Source organism: Roseateles chitinivorans (assembly GCF_002761755.1).
GTDB lineage: Bacteria > Pseudomonadota > Gammaproteobacteria > Burkholderiales > Burkholderiaceae_C > Roseateles > Roseateles chitinivorans.
Map to the genome: position 1 here is coordinate 48,319 of NZ_PEOG01000007.1, position 19,707 is coordinate 68,025.

The following is a 19,707-nucleotide window of genomic DNA, read 5'->3' on the forward strand; positions in this document are numbered from 1 at the left end:
CGCGCCGATGCGGTGGCCGGACTTCCTCAACCTGCGGCGGCTGGAGGGGCGCATCGTCGCGCTCTTCCTGGCGCTGCTGCTGGTCGTCCAGCTGCTGAACCTGGCGCTGATCAACGAGGGCATCGGCCGCAATGCGCGGGCCTCGGTGGCCGAGGAACTCGAGGCCGGCGAGCGCATCCTGATCCAGTTGATCGACGAGGACAACGAGCAGCGCGGCCTGGTGGCCGACCTGCTGCAGTCGGACTATGGTCTGCGCCAGCTGGTCGCGGCCGGCATCCAGGGCGAGGAACTGCGCGCGATGCTGCAGGACGTCTTCGCCAACCTGAGCGCGCGAGGCGACGCCTCGTTCATCGGCTACGCGGACGACAGCTTCAAGCTGGTGACCGCCACCGATCCGATCGCCGCCAAGGTCGCACCGCTGCTGCGCGGCGTCACGCGTCAGCAGCAAGGCCGGACGCAGAGCCAGCTGTTGCTGCTCGACGGCAAGGCTTATCAGGTCGTGGTCGCGCGGATGCGGGCGGCCGGGCTGGGCGGCTGGATCTTCACCGGCTTCGAGATGAAGAGCGAGCAGCTCCAGGAGCTCAAGCGCATCGTGCGCATCCAGGGCATGCTGCTGGCGCAATCGGCGTCGGGCCAATGGCAGGTGCTGTCCACGGTGCTGGACGCGGCCGCCACGGCGCGCGCGATGCAGGCGCTGCCCACGCTGAGCGCTACCGACCGCACGGTCCAGACCTTCCACCTGGAACTGGAGGGCGAGCAGTTCCAGGCGCGCCTGCAACCGCTCGAACACGGCGGCGACACCGACAAGTCGGTGGCCGTGCTGCTGCTGCGGTCGGTGGACGAGGCCCTCGCGCCGTACCGCCGGCTGCAATGGATGCTGCTCGGCCTGAGCGTCGCGGGGGTGCTGCTGTTCGCGGTCGGCGCGGTGCTGACCGCCCGTCGCATCACCGGGCCGGTGAAGGCGCTGGCGAGCGAGGCCCACCGACTGGGCCAGGGCGACTATGCGCGCCCGGTCGAGCGGCCTTCCAGCGACGAGATCGGCGACCTGGCCGAAGCCTTCGAAGCGATGCGCCAGGGCATCCGGTCGCGCGAGGAGGAGGTGAACCGGCTTGCGTTCTGGGATCCGCTGACGGATCTGCCGAACCGGGAGCAGTTCCACCAGGCGTTGGCGCGGCGCATGGCCGAGAGCGACGTGCGCTTCTCCTTGCTGATGTTGAACCTGGACCGCTTCAAGCATGTCAACGACGTGCTGGGGCGCGCCTTCGGCGACCGGCTGCTGCGCGCGGTGGCGGACCGGCTGCAGCAGTTGCTGAAGGACGAGGTGCGGCTGACCGCGCGGGTCGGCGGCGACGAGTTCGTGCTGCTGATCGAGGGCGCCGGCGCGACCCGCGCGGAGACGATCTGCAAGCGCATCCAGCGGGACTTCGAGCGCGCGCTCAGCATCGACGACCAAACGGTGGACCTGTCGGCCGGGATGGGCGTGGCGCTGTATCCGCAGCACGGCCGCGATCCGATGCTGCTGCTCGCGCGGGCGGAACTCGCGATGCATGCGGCCAAGCGCGGCCAGAGCGGCTGCGAGGTCTATGCGCCGAGCATGGACGCGGCGAGCCAGGAGTCGCTGTCGCTGCTCAGCGAGCTGCGCCACGCGATCGACGCGGGGGAACTGCGGCTCTTCCTGCAGCCCAAGGTGGACCTGCATGCGCAGAAGATCTCGGGCGCGGAGGCGCTGGTGCGCTGGCAGCATCCGTCGCGCGGACTGGTGCCGCCGATGGCCTTCATCCCCTTCGCCGAGCAGACCGGCTTCATCCGGCAGATCACGGCCTGGGTGCTGCATGCGTCGGCGCTGGCCTGGATGGCGTTGCAGCGCGAGGGCCTGGCGCTGCCGATCAGCGTCAACCTGTCGACGCGTGACCTGATGGACCAGGACCTGCCGATCAAGGTGGCGGACCTGGTGGCGGGCGTGCCGCCGCCGGCCCTGTGCCTGGAGATCACCGAGTCGGCCATCATGGACGACCCGCAGCGCGCGCTGCAGACGCTCGAGCAGTTGCATGCGCTGGGATTCAAGCTGTCGATCGACGACTTTGGCACCGGGTACTCGTCACTGGCCTACCTGAAGCAGCTGTCGGTCGACGAACTCAAGATCGACCGCAGCTTCGTGATGAACATGGAGCGCGACATCGACGACGCGAAGATCGTGCGCTCGACGATCGAGCTGGCGCACAACCTGGGGCTCTCGGTCGTGGCCGAAGGGCTGGAGACGGCCAAGCAATGGACGCTGCTGCAGACGCTGGGCTGCGACCAGGGCCAGGGCTATGCCCTGTCGCGGCCGATGCCGGCCGAGCAATTCGCGGAGTGGCTGCGCGGCTGGGAGCCGCCGGACCTCGGCGATGCACGCGCAAGCACGATCCTGGCCGGGCTGTGAAGCCTCGCAACGGCCTGCCTACATCGCCCGCGATGACGCGCGGCGCGCATCCCGCTATGCGGCAGCCTTGCACGCAAAGATCGCGCAACTCTCGACGATGGGCAGGTCCTTCAGGATCGTGCCTCGTTACGCCCCCTCGTGTATTCGAAGGCGTGTCGTCCCGCGAAGACGCCGTGTGGCTCAGGAATCCCGATCCTCGAGCGCATCGCACAGCGCCTCCAGGCCGGCGCGCACCGTGCGGGCGCGCACTTCGTGACGGTCGCCGGTGAAGTGTTCCTTCCACACGCGGATCCGGGAGCGGCCATGCATCAGCGCCAGCCACACGGTGCCGACCGGCTTGCTTTCGGTGCCGCCGCCCGGCCCGGCCACGCCAGTCACTGCGATGGCCCAGTCGATCGGCGCATGCGCCACCAGCCCACGGGCCATCTGCTCCGCCACCTCGCCGCTGACCGCGCCGTGCAGGCCGATCAGCGCCGCCGGCACGCCCAGCAACTCGGTTTTCGCTTCGTTGCTGTAGCTCACCACGCCGCGCTCGAACCATTGGCTCGAGCCCGCCAGGCTGGTACACGCCGCCGCGATCAGCCCGCCGGTGCAGGACTCCGCGGTGCCCATGCGTTCCTTGCGCTGGATCAGCGCCAGCGCGATGCGCTCGATCAATTCGGACTCGTCGGGAAACAGCATGGGGATCTCCTCGTCGATGGATCGGGTCATCCGTGGATGAAGGCGGCTTGTCCCGGCGTCAATGCAGCAAGGCCCGCGCGCCGGCCAACACCACGAGCGTACATCCGGCGGCGATCAGATCGTCGAAGAGGATCCCGAAGCCTTGCCACACCGTCACCGGCTGCCCGGGCTCGATCTTGAAGAGGCCATCGGCCCACCGCACCGGCCCCGGCTTCGCGGCGTCGAAGTAGCGGAACACCGCGAATGCAGCCAGTTGCCACCAGAAGCCGGCCGGCATCAGCAGCCACAGCACGATCCAGATCGCGAGGATCTCGTCCCACACGACCGCGCCCGGATCGCAGGTCCGCAGATGCCGCGCCGTCACCGTCGAGGCCCACCAGCCGATCGGCAGGCCGACCGCGATCAGCACCGCCCACTGCGCCGGCGTCAGCCACAGGTTCAGCAACGCGAAAGCGGCCCAGCCCCACAGGGTGCCGACCGTGCCCGGAGCTTTCGGCGACAGGCCGCTGCCGAATCCCATCGCGATCCAGTGCGCGGGATGTCTCGCCATGAAGGCGAAGGTGGGTCGAACAGCGCTCATGACTTGAAGTGGTCGAAGCTCTGTGGCACATCCTGCACCGGGCGTCCCATGCCGTCGACCACGCGCAGGCCTGGGGCCTCGTCGATCCGGCCGATGCGATAGACCGGCGTGCCGGCGGCGCGGCCGGCCTCGAGGACGCGCTGGCGCGCGTCCGGCGGCGCGGTGAAGACGAGTTCGTAATCGTCGCCGCCGGTCAGCAGGCACAGGCGCTGCAACTCTTCCGGCATCGCGCCGAGCACCGCCGAACGCGGCAGATCCGCCAGGCGCAGCGTCGCGCCGACATTGGACCGCTTGAGCACATGCCCGATATCGCCCGCCAGCCCGTCGGACACGTCCACCGCGCTGGTCGCGAGGCCACGCAGCGCCTTGCCGAGCGCCACGCGCGGCTCAGGCATCTCCATCCGCAAGCGGACTTCCTCGAACTGCGTGGCGCTCAATGACAGCGTGCCGCGGAACACCTCCAGCGCCAGCCGGGCGTCGCCGAGCGTGCCGCTGACCCAGACGTCGTCATCGACGCGCGCGCCCGAGCGCAGCAGCGCCTGACCGGCAGGCACTTCGCCCATCGCCGTGATGTTGAGGTTGAGCGGCCCGGCCGTTGTGTCGCCGCCGGCCAGCACGATCCCCTGCGCGTCGGCCAGCTCGAACAGGCCCTGCGCGAAGCCGGCCAGGAAGGCCTCGTCGACACGCGGCAGCGCCAGCGAGAGGAAGAAGGCCCGCGGCGTCGCGCCACAGGCCGCCAGGTCGCTGAGATTGACCGCCAGCGCCTTGTGGCCCAGGCGCCGCGGCGAGACCGTCGACAGGAAGTGCCGGCCCTCGACCAGCATGTCCGCCGTCACCAGCCATTGATGGCCCGCCGACGGCGTCAGCAGCGCACAGTCGTCGCCGATGCCCAGCGCCACCGCCCCGCCCTCGGTGCGGCCCGCACGCGCGGCGCGGCCGAAGAAGCGGTCGATCAGGTCGAACTCGCCGAGTGGCCGCCCGTCCCGTCGCTCGCGCGAATCAGAAGAATCACCCATGGGCGGCATTGTCGCCGCGCAGGAGGTTGGACAGCTCCACCGCGGACTTCACATCCATCTTCTCGAACACCCGCGCACGGTGGACCTCGACGGTGCGCACGCTGATGTTGAGCTGGTCCGCGATCAGCTTGTTGGGCAGGCCCTGCACCACCAGCTGCATGACCTCGCGCTCGCGCTCGGTCAGTTCGCCAACGCGGTGACCCAGCGCCGATTTCGCGTCGCGCGCGGCGATCGCCTCGGCGCTCTGCGCCAGCGCCTGTTCGACGCGATCCACCAGCGCGTTGTCGGAAAAGGGCTTCTCGACGAAGTCGTAGGCGCCCTGCTTCACCGCCGCCACCGCGGTCGGCACGTCGCCATGACCGGTCAGGAAGATCACCGGCAGCGTGGCCAGCAGGCCGCGTTCGATGAGCCGCTCGAACAGCGCGAGCCCGCTCATGCCCGGCATCCGCACGTCGAGCAGCAGGCAACTCGGCGCCGACGGCCAGTCGCGTCCGCCGCGGGGCAGGCCGTCGAGCAGGGACTCGAAGGCCTCGGCGCTGCCGAAGCCCTCGGACAGCAGCCGGCGCGAGCGCAACAGCCAGGCGAGCGCATCGCGCACCACGTCCTCGTCGTCGACGAGGTAGACCATCGGCAGGGACTGCGGCTTCATGCGGACGACTCTCCAGATCCAGTGACGGGGAACCGGTCGGCCCCGGTTCTCGGGGCCGCGCCAGGCGCATCCTCGCACGGCAGGCTGAAGCGGAACTCGGTGCCCGTCGGCGACGCGGGAGCGACGCGGCTCTCGAAATCCATCGCGCCGCCATGCTGCTCCACGACCGTGCGGCACAGGCTCAGGCCCAGGCCCATGCCCTCGGTGCGGGTCGTGAAGAAAGGCGTGAACAGCTGGCGGGCGACCTCCGCCGGAATGCCCGGCCCATGGTCGACCACCGCGAAGCTCAGCCAGCGCGGCTGCAGGCGCCGCACGCGCAGCACCAGCGCGCGGTCCGCCAGCGGCGTGGGACCGTCCATCGCCTGGATCGCGTTGCGGGTGAGGTTCAGCAGCACCTGCTCGACCATCGTGCGGTCGCAGCGCACCCGCGGCAGCCCCTTGGGCAGGTCCATCTCGATGCGCGCGCCGCTCTTGCGCGCCTGCAGCCGCACCAGCGGCAGCACCGCGTCGAGCAGTTGCTCGACATGGACCCACTCGCGCGCCGCCTCGCGACGCCGGACGAAGTCGTGGACGCTCTTGATCACGCGGCCGGCACGCTCGGCCTGTTCGGCGATTCTCGTCACGGCCTGCCGCACCATCGCCGGTGTCTGCGGATCGTCGGCCTCGCGCACCATCAGGTTGATCGACGCGGTCGCATAGCTGGCGATCGCGGCCAGCGGCTGGTTCAGTTCATGGCTCAGCAGCGAGGCCATCTCGCCGACCGTCGCCAGCCGCGCGGTCGCCTGCAGCCGATCCTGCTGCTGGCGCGACAGTTCCTCGACCTTGCGCTGCGCGCTCAGGTCGAGCACGGCGCTCATCCAGCCGGTCTGCTGGCCCTCGGCGTTGAGCAGCGGCGCCTCGTAGATCATCACCGGGAAGCGCTCGCCGGTGCTGCGCGCGAAGACCGTCTCGAAGCCCTCGCGCGGCGGCAGCCCGGCCTCCCACCGCGCCTCGCGGTCGTGATGGCGGCGCCAGTATTCCTCGATGAACTCAGGCGGCCAGTACGGCGGCGCCTGCGGCGGACGGCCGGTGCCGACCAGCTCTTCCGCGGCGTAGCCGACCATCGCGCAGAACGCCGGGTTCACATAGCTGATGTTGCCGTCCAGGTCGCGCGCGCGCAGGCCGGTGATCAGCGAGTTCTCCATCGCCTGCCGGAACGCGAGCGACTCGGCCAGCGCATGCTCCGCCTGCGCGCGCTTGCGGGTGTCGCGCGCCAGGATGATGACCAGCGCGAACAGCGCCAGCGACAGGCCGATCACCAGTGCCGTCGCCAGGTTGGGGATCAGCTGCGGCCGGCCGGTCGCGTTGTCGACGCGCAGTTGCAGGCTCAGGCCGGGCAGGTCGAGCAGCCGCTCGGACAGGTAGAAGCCGCTGCCGCGCGTCAGGCCGGTGCGCGCGAGCCGCGTGCCGTCGCCCTCGACGAAGGACATCTCGAAGCGGCGGGCCTGATCCTGCGAGACCGATTCCTCCAGCAGCGGTCGCAGCCCCATCGTCGCGACGACATAGGAGCGCGGCTCGCCGGCGCGCACCCGCGGCAGGCAGAGGTCGGCGACCTCCATGCCGTCGCCGCCGGGGCCGGGCACGAAGTACGAGCGCGAGAACAGCGGCGTGCCCTGGCGCAGCGCGGCGATGCAGGCGAGCTCGGTCTCGATCTGGAGCTGCTCCCGCGACAGGGTCGAGAACAGCGGCGGCGCATAGGGCGTGTCCACGGCGCGACGCACCTGGCGCTGCTCGTCGCGCAGCTCGATGCGCAGCAGGACCCGCGTCTGCCGCAGTTGCGCGGCGGCATTGCCGCGCCAGTCGTCGTCCTCCGCCCACATCAGGCCTTGCAAGCCCTGCAGATCGCGCCCGATGAGCTGCTTGGCGCGCGCGGTGACCTCCGCGGCGGCGAGATCGGAGGCCTCCTGCGCCCGTGCGGCTTCGTGGCTCAGCGTCAGCGTCAGCAGCAGCGACTGCGCGATCAGCAGCAGCGCCACCAGCGTGCCCCACAGCAGCGCGCGCCGCCAGCGCCGCGGCCGGGCGCCGCGTGCCGAAGGGGTGAAAGGGGCGGACAGCATGATCGTGGGCGAAGGCAAGCGGGGAACGCGACGCGGCGTAAAGGTCCGTCGGGATACGCCGCGAAGGTCGCTGAAAGGACCTTGAAAGCCAGGGTCCGGACGAGGGCCTCGCGTGCGCGCGGGGCAGGCAGTATGGCGCTCGCACAAGCGCTCCGGATGCGCAGTTTCGCGTATGCCCCTGCGGCCCGGACGACATGCAGCATACGCATAGTCCGCACTGTCGCGGTCGGGTCGGACTCCTACAATCGCCGACCCGGCCCACGACGGCGGACCGGTTTCAACCAGAAGAGTCCCCCATGTCCACGTCCGAAGAAAAACGCGCTCAGCTGCGCCAGGCCGCTCTCGAATATCACGAGTTCCCGACCCCCGGGAAGATCGCCATCGCCGCCACCAAGCAGCTGATCAACCAGCGGGACCTGGCGCTGGCCTACTCGCCGGGCGTGGCCGCCGCGTGCGAGGAGATCGTGGCCGACCCGGCCAACGCATTCCGCTACACCTCGCGCGGCAACCTCGTCGCGGTGATCTCCAACGGCACCGCCGTGCTCGGTCTGGGCGACATCGGCCCGCTGGCCTCCAAGCCGGTGATGGAAGGCAAGGGCGTCCTGTTCAAGAAGTTCGCCGGCATCGACGTCTTCGACCTGGAGATCGACGAGAAGAACGACCTGGACAAGCTGGTCGACGTGATCGCCGCGCTCGAGCCCACCTTCGGCGGCATCAACCTCGAGGACATCAAGGCGCCGGACTGCTTCTACGTCGAGCGCGAGCTGCGCAAGCGGATGAAGATCCCCGTCTTCCACGACGACCAGCACGGCACCGCCATCGTCGTGGCCGCCGGCCTGCTCAACGGCCTGAAGGTCGCCGGCAAGGACATCCGATCGGTCAAGCTGGTGACCTCCGGCGCTGGCGCTGCCGCGCTCGCCTGCCTGAACCTGCTGGTCAAGCTCGGCCTGCCCAAGTCCAACATCTGGGTCACCGACCTGGCCGGCGTCGTCTACGAAGGCCGCACCGAACTGATGGATCCGGACAAGGCCGTCTATGCGCAGCCGACTGAACTCCGCAGCCTGCGCGAGGTGATCGCCGGCGCCGACGTGTTCCTCGGCCTGTCGGCCGGTGGCGTGCTGAAGCAGGACATGGTTGCGTCGATGGCCGCCAAGCCGATCATCTTCGCGCTGGCCAATCCGAATCCGGAGATCCAGCCCGAGGACGTCCACGCGATCCGCGACGACGCGCTGATGGCCACCGGCCGCACCGACTATCCGAACCAGGTCAACAACGTCCTGTGCTTCCCCTACATCTTCCGGGGCGCCCTGGACTGCGGTGCGACGACCATCAACGACGAGATGGAGATCGCCGCCGTCCATGCGATCGCCGAGCTGGCTCAGGCCGAGCAGAGCGAGGTCGTGGCGGCCGCCTACGCCGGCGCCAACCTGAGCTTCGGCCCGGAGTACCTGATCCCGAAGCCCTTCGACCCGCGCCTGATGATGAAGATCGCTCCGGCGGTCGCGAAGGCGGCGGAGGCCTCCGGCGTGGCATTGCGTCCGATCCAGGACATGCCCGCCTACCTGGAGAAGCTGCAGAGCTTCGTCTATGCCTCCGGCACGACGATGAAGCCGATCTTCCAGATCGCGAAGAAGGCGCAGCACAAGCGCGTCGCCTACGCCGAGGGTGAGGAGGAGCGGGTGCTGCGTGCGGTGCAGGTCGTCGTCGACGAAGGCATCGCCCGCCCGACGCTGATCGGCCGCCCGCAGGTGATCGCCCAGCGCTGCGAGCGCTTCGGCCTGCGCCTGCAGGAAGGGCGCGATTACGACGTCGTGAACACCGAGTTCGACCACCGCTATCGCGACTACTGGCAGACCTACCTCGCGATGACCGAGCGCAAGGGCGTCACCCAGCAACTCGCCAAGATCGAGATGCGCCGCCGCCTGACGCTGATCGGCGCCATGATGCTGCACAAGGGCGAGGTGGACGGGATGCTCTGCGGCACCTGGAGCAACACCGCGATGCACCTGCAGTACATCGACCAGGTCATCGGCAAGCGCCCCGGCGTCAAGAACTTCGCCTGCATGAACGGCCTGATCCTGCCGGGACGGCAGGTCATGCTGGTCGACACCCACGTCAACTACGACCCGACCGCCGAGCAGATCGCCGAGATCACCGTGATGGCGGCCGAGGAAATGATGCGCTTCGGCCTGCGCCCGAAGGCGGCGCTGCTGTCGCACAGCAATTTCGGCTCGAGCAACTGCCCGTCCGCGGTGAAGATGCGCGACGCGCTGGCCTTGATCAAGGAAAACGCGCCGTGGCTGGAAGCCGACGGCGAAATGCACGGCGATGCAGCGCTGGATCCGCATTACCGCGAGCAGCTGGTGTCCAACAGCACGCTGACCGGCGAGGCCAATCTGCTGGTCATGCCCAACATCGACGCCGCCAACATCAGCTACAACCTGCTGAAGACCGCGGCCGGTGGCGGCATCGCCATCGGGCCGGTGCTGCTCGGCGCGGCCAAGCCGGTCCACGTGCTGACGCCGTCGGCGACCGTTCGCCGCATCGTGAACATGACGGCGCTGACCGTCGCGGACGCGAACGCGGCCCGCTGAACGGTGTGGGATTCCGGCCCCGACGGGGCGCCGGAGGGTCTTTAATCCCGACCTCCGGCGCGGCCTATAGAAAAAGTTTGTAGTGGCTCACCAGTCGATTTCTACTGGATGACTACTCACATCCGTGGGCCATTGCGCGAATGTATGCGCACGCTAACAATGCCGCTTTTTAAGGCATTGTGGTAGCCCCCGGCTTGAGCATTCGAGGTCCTTTCTGTACCATCTTGGTTTCAGAGTTCAGGGTTAACCCTCGCTGGCTCAGCCCTCCCACACCGACGATCACAGGCCCCAGCGGCTGCTGTCCGGTGTCACGGCCCCCCAGAAATGAGCTCGGATACCCCATCTAGGAGGAACGCGACAATGCTTTTGCAGACAGTCCGTCCCAACATCGTGCAGGCGATCAGAGCCTACCGGGTCGAGGACTTGATGCAGGCCGCGCAGGACGCCGGCCAACATTTCCTGTACGCCAACCTGTCTCCAGCCGAGACCAAACAGGACGTGCTGGAGCTGATTGCCAGCAACTTCCTGTTCCCGGCGCACTTCGGCAAGAACATGGAAGCGCTGTACGACTGCATGACCAATCTGGTCCACAAGTCGGGCACGCAACCGGGCTTCGTCGTGGTGCTGGACCAGTTGCCGGATCACGCGAAATTCGATCGGGAGGCCCGCGAGCAGTTGCTCGATGTCTTCCGGGAGGCGGCCGACTTCTGGGCCGAGCGGAAGATCTCCTTCAGGTGTTTCTATTCTTTTCAGTAGCCCGCTCCCAAGAATCAGGGTCATGGGAGCGGGCGACTGAGGTGGCCCCCGAAGCGAAGCCGGTGCTGAAGAGCACCAAGACCAATCCGAACCCCAACTTCGGCATGAACATGCCGATGATGTGCAGCGCGTTCGACACATCCATGTGGCTCAGCGCCGCTTGATGGACTGAAGCGTCGGTTCTCTGCAAAAGGCCTTCCGGTGACGGAAGGCCTTTTTCATTGGCCGCTCCGGCTCAACCCTGGACGGCCTGCGCCAGCGCCACGAACTCGGCCACCGGCACTTCCTCGGCGCGGCGTTGCAGGTCGAATTCGCCTTCGAAGCCGCGGGCATCCAACCATTTCCCCAGCGAGTGCCGCAGCAGTTTGCGACGCTGGGAGAACGCCGACGCCACCAGCTCGCTGAGCAGCGCCTCCTCGAGGCGGGCGGGTGCCGGCAGCGGCACCATGCGCACGATCGCCGAGTCGACCCGCGGTGGCGGATCGAAGGCCTCCGGCGGCACGTCGAACAATGCCTCGACGTCATACCGCCATTGCAGCATCACGCTCAGCCGGCCGTAGTCCTTGCCGCCGGGCCCGGCGGCCATGCGGTCGACGACCTCCTTCTGCAGCATGAAGGTCTGGTCCACCACATGGTCCACCACGCCGAGCAGATGGAAGAGGATCGGCGAGGAGATGTTGTAAGGCAGGTTCCCGACCACCTTCAGCTTGCGGCCCCGTTCCGCGGCGAGCGCCGCGAAGTCGACCTTCAGCACGTCTGACTCGATCACGGTCACATCGCCACGCTTGCGCATGCGCGCAGCCAGGTCGCGGTCCAGCTCGATGACGGTGAGCGGCCGGCTCGACGCCGGCAGCCGCTGCAGCAGCGGCAGCGTCATCGCGCCCAGGCCAGGACCGATCTCGACCATCGCCTGGTCCTCGCCCGGACCGATGGCGTCGATGATGCCGTCGATGACGGCCTTGTCGGTCAGGAAGTGCTGGCCGAAGCGCTTGCGCGCGACATGTCCCATGAACTCAGTCCCGGCCGCTCAGTCCAGCCACTCGCGCGTCTCGATGAAGGCGCGGGCGCGCATTTCCTTCATCCAATCGTTGTACGCGTCGTCGTACTTGCGCTCGCGCAGCGCATTGCGCGCCTGTTCGCGCAGCTGCTTGTTGTCGAGCACCACATCGCGGCGCTCCATCACCTGGATCAGATGGATACCGAAGCGCGACGGCACCGGATCCGAGATGCCCTTGAGCGGCAGCGCGTCCATGGCCTGCTCGAACTCGGGCACGAAGCCGCCCGGCGACACCCAGCCCAGGTCGCCGCCTTCCTGCGCGCTGCCGTCTTCCGAGTTGGCGCGGGCCAATTGCTCGAAGGTGGCGCGGCCGGACTCGATCGCACGCTTGAACTCCACCAGCCGGCGCGTGGCCTGCTCCGGGCTCAGCTGTTCGGACGGGCGCAGCAGGATGTGACGCGCACGGGTCTGGACGACCACATTGATCGAGGCCTTGCCGGTCTGGCGCTCGATCAGCTTCAACACATGGAAACCCGCCTCGGAGCGCAGCAGTTCGGGACGCACCTCGCCAGGCTTCAGGTCCTTGACCGCATCGACGAAGACATCCGGCAGCTTGTCCGCCGCCCGGAGGCCGATCTCGCCGCCGCGGTTCTTGTTGGCGTCTTCCGACACCTCGCGGGCGACCTTGGCGAAGTCCTCGCCCGCCTTCACCCGCGCCAGCGCCGATTCGGCGCGCGCCTTGCGCTCGGCCAGGACGATCGGGCCGGCGCCTTCCGGCACCGGCACCAGGATCTGCGCCACGTTCAGCTGCGCGCGGCCTTGCAGCGCGGCCTGACGCTCGTCCAGATACTTGTCGATGTCTCCGTCGGTGACGCGGATCCGGCCCTGCACCTCGCGCTCGCGCACCCGCTCGCTGAGCATCTGGTCGCGCAGGTTCTCGCGGAAGCGCTTGAAGTCGATGCCTTCAGCGGCCAGGCGCTGGCGCAGTTCCGGCATCGTCAGCTTGTTCTGCGTGGCCACGTTCGCGACCACCCGGTCCAGCTCCGGCTCGTCGACCCGGGGACCGTTCTCGCGCGCGTAGGTGACGACCACGCGCTCGTCGATCAGACTGTCCAGGGCCTGCTTGTGCAGCAGTTCGTTGGTGACGTTCTGGCCGCGCTGGCGGGCTTCCTCGCGCATGCGCTCGGTGCGCTGGATCACTTCCGACGCCGCCACGATGTCGGTGTTGACGATCGCCGCGATGTAGTCGCCAGGCTTGAGCTGGCGCTGTTCGACCACCGGGCGGCTCGGTGCCGCGGCGGCCGCCGATGCGGCCGGGGCGGGGGCGGCGGGCCGCGTCTGCGCCGAGGATGCCGAGCCGGCCAGGGCGGCGGTCAGGGACAGGAGCGTGGCCGCCACAGGCTTGAGATGTCGCATCGAACGCAGTTCAGTCATAAGTGCCAAAAGCCGACCGCTCGGAGCTGAGCGATCGGTAACCCGGAATATTGTCTCTCAACACCTTCAGGGCATTGGAGCCCAGCGGCGACAGGCCGACCAGCTCCAGCTGCAGGATCAGCCGGGTATTGGTTTCCGCCCGACCCGTGGCCTGGCGTTCGGCGCCGACACGCAAGATCCAGCAGCCCGAGTCGTACTCGGCACCGATGACGGAATCGGTGAAGCGCTTGTCGCGCATGCTGTACTGCAGGCGGCCCGCGCCGTACCAGGCGCCGGCGCATCCCGGTCCGCCCGCCACCGCCTTGCGGTCCGGTCCGAACAGCGGCCACTGCCAGGCCAGCTCGACCTGCTCGCTCTGGCCGCGCGCGAGCCGATAGGACGCGCTGACGGTGCGGAACGGACCCGGCGAGTAGCGCAGCCGCAGCACCGTCCGCTCGACCTTGCCGTCGGAGGAATTCAGCTGCAGCGTGCTGTCGGTCCACCAGGCCTGGTTCAGGTGGGCGGAGGCCAGCAGCACCACGTCCGAGAGGCGGTGCGTCTGCGGCGTGCCGTCCGGCGTGATGCGCTGGTTGCGGAACAGGTAGCGCTGAACCATGCCCAGGCGCAGCTGTTCCTCGCCCTTCTCGTCCTCGATCCAGCGCGTGGTGGCGCCGAAGGCCAGCATGTTGGCGTCGTTGACGCGGTCGACGCCGGAGAACTGGTTCTCCGCGAAGACCGAGTCGAAGTTGTAGTCGCGCGGCGCCGCGTCGAAGTTGGGGATCAGGCTCTGGTCGCGATACGGCGTGTTCACGTAGAGCAGGCGCGGTTCGAGCGTCTGGCGCATCGCCTGGCCGAACAGCGAGGTGTTGCGCTCCAGGATCCAGCCGTGGTCGACGCTGAAGGTCGGGATCGTGCGACCGATCGAGCGCCGGCCGGTGGCGTCGACGGCCTGATCCAGGTTGTAGCTGGCCGCGTTGACCGACAGCTTAGGGATCAGCCACCAGGCCGCGCCGCTGAAGGGCAGGCTGACGTGACCCAGCAGGTGCATGCGTTCGCCGGTCTGCGTCTGGGAGCTGAGCGCGCCGCCGGGCAGGTCGAAACGGTTGTACTCGACCTCCAGCCCGCCTTCCAGGCGCGCGCGGCGGCCGGTGGGCAGGTAGCCGGCGAGCACCGATTCATCGGCCCCCGTCTGCAGCCGCACGCCGATCTGCGGCGAGCGCTGGTACGGGGAGGCGAACTGGTCTTCCACCTGCGCGACCTGCAGCGGCTGCCACTTCTGCACCCGCGCGTAGGTCTGCATCTCACCCCAGTTGAAGCTGAAGTCGCGCTGCGTGCGCAGGTCGGTCGACAGCAGGCGCGGCGTCTGGGACAGCATGCGGCTGCGCAGATCCTTCCAGTAGTCGTCGTCGGAGACGCGCTCGGTGTGGACGTTGTAGGTCCAGTTCGGCGTGATGTCGCCGTCGCCGTTCAGGCGCAGGTCCCAGCGCGAGCGGCCGGTCACGCGGTCGTGGGGCAGCAGCGCGTAGTCGATCTGGCCGCGATGGCCGGGCTCCAGGTAGCGGAACTGGCTGTCCACGCCCGGGCCGCGCCGGGTCATGACGAAGGGCGTGATCGTGGCGTCGCGGTTGGGCGCGATGCTCCAGTAGAAGGGCTGGCTGTACTCGACGCCGCTGCGGTTGTCGATGTTGACGTTGGGCGGCAGCAGGCCGGACTTGGGTTGGTCGCCGAGCGGGAAGCTCAGCGACGGCGCGGCCAGGATGGGCACGCCCAGGAAGCGCACCACCGCATCCTTGGCCACGCCCTCGCCCGCATCGAAGTCCAGGTTCAGGCTGCTGGTGACGAGCTCCCAGTCGCGCTGGCCCTTCTTGCCGGCCTTGGCGTCCTGCAGGTCCTGCTCGCCCTTTTCCGACACCGGGCAGGTCGAGTAGGTCGCCTCGTCCGCGCGCATGCGCTGGTCGCCGAGGAAATGCAGCGCCTTGGCGCTGCCGCTGCCGCCGGTCGCGGCGAAGAAATAGGTCGGGCTCTCGAGCTGGCCTTCGAACTTGTCGACGACCAGCTCCAGCTTGGGACCCCGCAGCACGGCGCCGTTCTGGCTGAGCTCCACGTCGCCCTCGGCCGTGGCCAGGTCCTGGGGATAGTCGTAGCGCAGCGTCTTCGACTTCAGCAGCATGCCCCCGTAGCGCAGTTGCACGTCGCCTTCGGCGGTGGAGGTCTGGTCCATCTCGCTGGTGATGCGATCGGCGCTGAGCGCCATCGCAGGACGGGCATCCTTGCGCTTGGTCTGGTGCAGCTGCTTGACCGACTTGAGGATCAGGGGCTGGCCGGTGGACTCCTGCGCCTGCGCCGAAGACACGGCGACCGCGGGCAGCGCGACCGCCAAGGCGGCGGCCAGGGAGATCGGACGGGGTCGGGAAACCGGAGGGCGCATCAGGCGGGCAGCGTCTTGCAGAGGTCAGGCGGCCGCGCGTCGGTCGCGCCGCGCTGCCCGGGGTTTGTAGAATCATTATCCACGAGGCTCGCCGGCCGGCAGGACCGCCGAAGCGCCTTGTCACCGTCCTTGGGGCCGCTCGCGCAGCGGCCCTTCTGCTTCCCGCCCCCGCCTCGCCCGCGACTCCCGCCCGCGCCCTTGCCGATGACCGATTCCGCCCTGAACGCCGCGCCCGTGTCCTGGTCCGATGCCGACCGCGCCGCCCGTTTCCACGCCTGGATCGCGCCGCTGGTCGAGCCGCTGGGCCTGCGGCTCGACACGCTCGCCGTCGCCAGCAGCGATGCCGGCTTCCGCCGCTATCTGCGCCTGGCGACGACCGACGGCGGCACGCGCATCGTCATGGACGATCCCGCGACGCCCAACCAGGTCGCCGCCTTCATCCACGTCGGTGCGCTGATGGCCGAACGCGGCCTGCATGTGCCACGCGTGTCGGCCCACGACGTCGCGCAGGGCTTCGCCTTGATGGAGGACCTGGGCCGCCAGTCCTACATCGCGGCGCTGCTCGAGGCGCAGCGCGCGGGCGACGAGGCACTGCCGCGGCAGTTGATGCGCGACGCCACCCAGGCCCTGCTGCGCTGGCAGACCAGCACGTCGGCCCGCGCCGAGGGCGCGCTGCCGGTCTTCGACGAGGCCTTCGTGCGCCGGGAGCTGCAGATCTTCGTCGACTGGTGCGTCCAGGCCCACCACGGCAAGCAGTGGGACGACAAGCAGCGGGGCTACTGGGACCGGACGGTCGCCCTGCTCGCGGCCAACATCGCGGCCCAGCCGCGCGTGCCGATGCACCGCGACTACATGCCGCGCAACCTGATGGTCTGCCCGTCCGGCGGTGGCACCAGCGCCTTCGCATCGCCCGGCATCCTCGACTTCCAGGACGCGGTGATGGGCCCGGTCACCTACGACATCGCGTCGCTGCTGCGCGATGCCTTCATCTCCTGGGACGAAGCCGAGGAGCTCGACTGGGCAGTGCGCTACTGGGAAGGCGCCCGGCGCGCCGGCCTGTTCGGCCTCGATCCCAACGGCGAGGACCCGCATGAGATGGCGCTGGACTTCGGGCTGTTCTGGCGGCGCCTGGAGTGGACGGTGCTGCAGCGGCAGCTGAAGATCATGGGCATCTTCTGCCGGCTCAAGCACCGCGACGGCAAGCCGCATTACGCCGAGGACCTGCCCCGCTTCTACGCCTACGTGGTCAAGACGGCGACCCGCTACATCGAGCTGTCGCCGCTGCTGCGCCTGATCGAGGACCTGCAGCCGCAGTACACCCAGACCGGCTTCAGCCTGCGCTGATCAGTCGCCGTCGGCTGGCGCGGACGCCTTCGCGGCCTTGGCCTCCCGGGCCGCCTGAAGGGCCCGCAACTCCTGAGCGGCCAGGTAGCTGGGACAGCCCGCGGCGGCCAGCCAAGGATCCTCGTCGCGACCGCCGAAGATCTCGACCAGGAAGTCCATGAACGCACGGGTACGCGCCGGGACGAACTTGCGCGTCGGCATCGCCGCCCACAGCTGGTAGCTGTAGATGCGCCACTGCGACAGCACGCGCTCGAGCGCGCCCTCCATCAGCGCGTCGCCGACGACGAAGGACGGCAGCCCGGCGATGCCCAGGCCGTGCAGCGCGCAGGCGTACTTCGTGTCCACCGACGAGGTCGTCATCACCGGCCGCGACGGGATCGCGAAAAAGCTCTCGGCGGTGAGGCCGTCGGCGCCGCAGCGCTCGAAGGTCACGCCGCGCGACAGCTCGTGGATCGGCGGCAGCATGATGTCGTGCTGCTTGAGTTCCGAGGGATGCTGCGGGCGGCCGCGCCGCGCGAGGTACTCCGGCGAGGCGCACATGATCACTTCCGTCCGGGCCAGCTTGCGGGCGATGAAGTCCCCCTGGAGCGGGCTGCGCGTCGAGATGACGGTGATGTCGAAGCTCTCGTCGAGGGTGTCCACCGGCCCGGGCGCGACCAGCTCGACGCTGACCAGCGGATACATTGCATGGAAGCGGGCCATGTGCCGCGCCAGCTGGTGGATCGCGATCGCCGGCGGCATCAGCACCCGCAGGCTGCCGCGCGGCTCGTTGGTGGCCGCGGAGGCGAGCGCCTCGGCCTCCTCGATGTCGCTGAGGATGCGACGGCAGCGTTCCAGGTAACCCTCGCCGACGTCGGTCAGCGACAGTCGCCGGGTCGTGCGGTTGAGCAGCCGCGCGCCGAGGTGTTCCTCGAGGTCGGCCACCAGCCGCGTGACCACGGCCGGCGCCAGGTCCATGGCCCGTGCCGCGCCGGCGAGGCTGCCCTCGTCGATCACGCGGGTGAAGACCCGCATCGCCTTGACCTGATCCATCCCGTCTCCTCCGGGCGACTGCCGCGGGGAGCCGCGTGTCGGTCGCCTCTCTATGACTTCGCGATGCGCCGGGAACCGGCCTCAGGGGTCGCGACGGCCGGACCGCCGCGCCGGGGGGCGCCGCCTCGGCGCCCCTGCCGCCGTCAGGGGTGCGCGGCGATCACCTGCGCCACCGCGGCGGTCAGGCGCTTGCCATACGGCACATGCAGGAATTCGTTGGGGCCGTGGGCATTGCTCTTGGGGCCGAGCACACCGCAGACCATCATCTGCGCGGCCGGGAAGCCCTTCTGCAGCATGCTCATCAGCGGAATCGTGCCGCCCTGGCCGATGTAGCCGACCGGCTGGCCGAAGTGGGCCTGGCTGGCCTCGTCCAGCGCCTGGCTCAGCCACGGCGACAGCTCCGGCGTGTTCCAGCCGGTGGCGCCATAGGCGCCGGCGCGACCGTCCGGCACGAAACTCACCTTGGCGTTGTACGGCGCGTTGTCCTCGAGCAGGGCCTTGAGCTTGAGCGCAGCCTCATTGCCGTCGATCAGCGGCGGCAGGCGCAGCGACAGCTTGAAGGCGGTGTACGGGCGCAGCACGTTGCCGGCGCTCTTCAGCTCGGGGAAGCCATCCACGCCGGTCACCGAGAGCGTCGGGCGCCAGGTGCGGTTCAGCAGCACCTCGACCGGGTCCTGCGTCACCGGCAGCACCGGGCCGCCGTCCGCGCCGCAGGCCCAGGGCAGGCGCTTGTAGACCTCTTCCTTCAGGATCGCGGCGGTGGCCCGCGCCTGCTCATGGCGCACGCCGGGGATCTCGCAGTGGAAGGAGTCCGGCAGCAGGCGACCGGTCCGGGAGTCCTCCAGCCGGTCCAGCACCTGGCGCAGGATGCGGAACGACGACGGCACCACGCCGGACGCATCGCCGGAGTGGATGCCCTCGGTCAGCACCTCGACCTTCAGGACGCCGGAGACCATGCCGCGCAGCGAGGTGGTCATCCACAGGCGGTCGTAGTCGCCGGCGCCGGAGTCCAGGCAGACCACCAGCGAGACATTGCCCAGACGCGGCTTGAGCAGTTCGATGTAGGCCGGCAGGTCATAGGAGCCGGATTCCTCGCAGGCCTCGATCAGGCCGACGCAGCGCGGGCGCGGCACGCCCTGCTGGTCCAGCGCCAGCAGCGCGGTGATCGACGCGTAGATCGCGTAGCCGTCGTCCGCGCCACCGCGGCCGTAGAGCTTGCCGTCCTCGTACTTCGGCGTCCACGGGCCCAGGTCGGCGCGCCAGCCGTTGAACTCGGGCTGCTTGTCCAGGTGGCCGTACAGGACGACGGTGTCGGTGCTGTCCGCCTTGGTCGCCGGCAGCTCGAAGAAGATGACCGGGGTGCGGCCCTCCTGGCGGATGACCTCCAGCTTCAGGCCGGGGATCTTCTTGCTTTCCACCCACTGGGCGGCGTCGCGGACGACGCGGTCGATGTAGCCGTTGGCCTGCCAGTCGGCATCGAACATCGGGCTCTTGGCCGGGATGGCGATGTAGTCGGTCAGCGCGGGGACGATCTCCTGGTCCCAGACCTTCTCGGCGAAGGCGCCCAGGGCGCTGATTTCATCGGCTTGCAGCGGCAACGACGGGTCACGTGCGTTCATGCGGGTCTCCTGCGCGGCCGGTCGGGCCGCCGTGGCTGGGTCCGGGGTCGCGGTCGCGGCCGGTCCGGGCGGAAGGGGTG

The 19,707-nt window shown here is 69.2% G+C and carries 15 protein-coding genes; 5 read left to right on the top strand and 10 right to left on the bottom strand.

Features of this window, described 5'->3' with window-relative positions; genetic code table 11:
* Positions 1 to 7 precede the first annotated feature (7 nt).
* A complete protein-coding gene (locus CS062_RS02430) occupies positions 8 to 2,422 on the top strand; it encodes a putative bifunctional diguanylate cyclase/phosphodiesterase (RefSeq protein ID WP_099859873.1) in 2,415 nt (804 codons plus the stop codon).
* A gap of 180 nt (positions 2,423 to 2,602) precedes the next feature.
* On the opposite strand, the gene CS062_RS02435 is transcribed toward CS062_RS02430, so the two are convergent.
* From CS062_RS02435 to CS062_RS02455, 5 genes are read right to left on the bottom strand one after another with little or no spacing between them, the layout of a single operon-like run.
* A complete protein-coding gene (locus CS062_RS02435; RefSeq protein ID WP_091730750.1) occupies positions 2,603 to 3,103 on the bottom strand; it encodes a CinA family protein in 501 nt (166 codons plus the stop codon).
* Between the two features lie 58 nt (positions 3,104 to 3,161).
* Positions 3,162 to 3,683, bottom strand: coding sequence for a phosphatidylglycerophosphatase A family protein (locus tag CS062_RS02440; protein WP_099859875.1), 522 nt, complete (start codon positions 3,681 to 3,683; stop codon positions 3,162 to 3,164).
* Positions 3,680 to 4,699: a thiamine-phosphate kinase gene (gene thiL / locus CS062_RS02445; protein ID WP_099859876.1), complete on the bottom strand. Its 1,020-nt coding sequence runs from the start codon at positions 4,697 to 4,699 to the stop codon at positions 3,680 to 3,682. Before thiL ends, CS062_RS02440 begins: the two co-directional genes overlap by 4 nt.
* The gene (locus tag CS062_RS02450) at positions 4,692 to 5,348 is read right to left on the bottom strand and encodes a response regulator transcription factor (protein WP_099859877.1); all 657 of its coding nucleotides are present in this window, start codon (positions 5,346 to 5,348) and stop codon (positions 4,692 to 4,694) included. Before CS062_RS02450 ends, thiL begins: the two co-directional genes overlap by 8 nt.
* The gene (locus tag CS062_RS02455) at positions 5,345 to 7,444 is read right to left on the bottom strand and encodes a sensor histidine kinase (RefSeq protein WP_099859878.1); all 2,100 of its coding nucleotides are present in this window, start codon (positions 7,442 to 7,444) and stop codon (positions 5,345 to 5,347) included. The genes CS062_RS02450 and CS062_RS02455 overlap by 4 nt, the downstream gene beginning before the upstream one ends.
* Before the next feature lie 296 nt (positions 7,445 to 7,740).
* Between CS062_RS02455 and CS062_RS02460 the strand changes: the two genes are divergently transcribed.
* From CS062_RS02460 to CS062_RS27175, 3 genes are all read left to right on the top strand, one after another.
* Complete coding sequence (locus CS062_RS02460; RefSeq protein ID WP_099859879.1) at positions 7,741 to 10,038, top strand: NADP-dependent malic enzyme; 2,298 nt, start codon at positions 7,741 to 7,743, stop codon at positions 10,036 to 10,038.
* A gap of 360 nt (positions 10,039 to 10,398) precedes the next feature.
* Positions 10,399 to 10,794 carry a barstar family protein gene (locus CS062_RS02465; RefSeq protein WP_099859880.1) on the top strand — a complete coding sequence of 132 codons (396 nt, stop codon included), beginning with the start codon at positions 10,399 to 10,401 and terminating at the stop codon, positions 10,792 to 10,794.
* A gap of 41 nt (positions 10,795 to 10,835) precedes the next feature.
* Positions 10,836 to 10,958 carry a hypothetical protein gene (locus tag CS062_RS27175; protein WP_255488907.1) on the top strand — a complete coding sequence of 41 codons (123 nt, stop codon included), beginning with the start codon at positions 10,836 to 10,838 and terminating at the stop codon, positions 10,956 to 10,958.
* A gap of 71 nt (positions 10,959 to 11,029) precedes the next feature.
* Here CS062_RS27175 and rsmA read toward each other — a convergent pair whose 3' ends face one another.
* Genes rsmA through CS062_RS02480 form a run of 3 tightly spaced genes read right to left on the bottom strand, consistent with a single transcriptional unit; the run spans position 11,030 to position 15,632 of the window.
* Positions 11,030 to 11,803 carry a 16S rRNA (adenine(1518)-N(6)/adenine(1519)-N(6))-dimethyltransferase RsmA gene (rsmA, locus tag CS062_RS02470; RefSeq protein ID WP_099859881.1) on the bottom strand — a complete coding sequence of 258 codons (774 nt, stop codon included), beginning with the start codon at positions 11,801 to 11,803 and terminating at the stop codon, positions 11,030 to 11,032.
* An 18-nt stretch (positions 11,804 to 11,821) separates the two neighbouring features.
* A complete protein-coding gene (locus tag CS062_RS02475; RefSeq protein ID WP_099859975.1) occupies positions 11,822 to 13,207 on the bottom strand; it encodes a peptidylprolyl isomerase in 1,386 nt (461 codons plus the stop codon).
* Between the two features lie 10 nt (positions 13,208 to 13,217).
* On the bottom strand, positions 13,218 to 15,632 hold the full coding sequence (locus tag CS062_RS02480; protein ID WP_099859882.1) for an LPS-assembly protein LptD: 2,415 nt from the start codon (positions 15,630 to 15,632) through the stop codon (positions 13,218 to 13,220).
* Between the two features lie 204 nt (positions 15,633 to 15,836).
* Between CS062_RS02480 and CS062_RS02485 the strand changes: the two genes are divergently transcribed.
* Entirely contained in the window at positions 15,837 to 16,976 is a 1,140-nt protein-coding gene (locus CS062_RS02485) for an aminoglycoside phosphotransferase family protein (protein WP_099859883.1), read from the top strand.
* Here the strand turns inward: CS062_RS02485 and CS062_RS02490 are convergent, their stop codons facing one another.
* Both CS062_RS02490 and CS062_RS02495 read right to left on the bottom strand, forming a co-directional pair.
* Entirely contained in the window at positions 16,977 to 18,008 is a 1,032-nt protein-coding gene (locus CS062_RS02490) for a LysR family transcriptional regulator (protein ID WP_099859884.1), read from the bottom strand.
* A 143-nt stretch (positions 18,009 to 18,151) separates the two neighbouring features.
* Positions 18,152 to 19,627, bottom strand: coding sequence for a M20 family metallopeptidase (locus CS062_RS02495; RefSeq protein WP_099859885.1), 1,476 nt, complete (start codon positions 19,625 to 19,627; stop codon positions 18,152 to 18,154).
* Positions 19,628 to 19,707 lie beyond the last annotated feature (80 nt).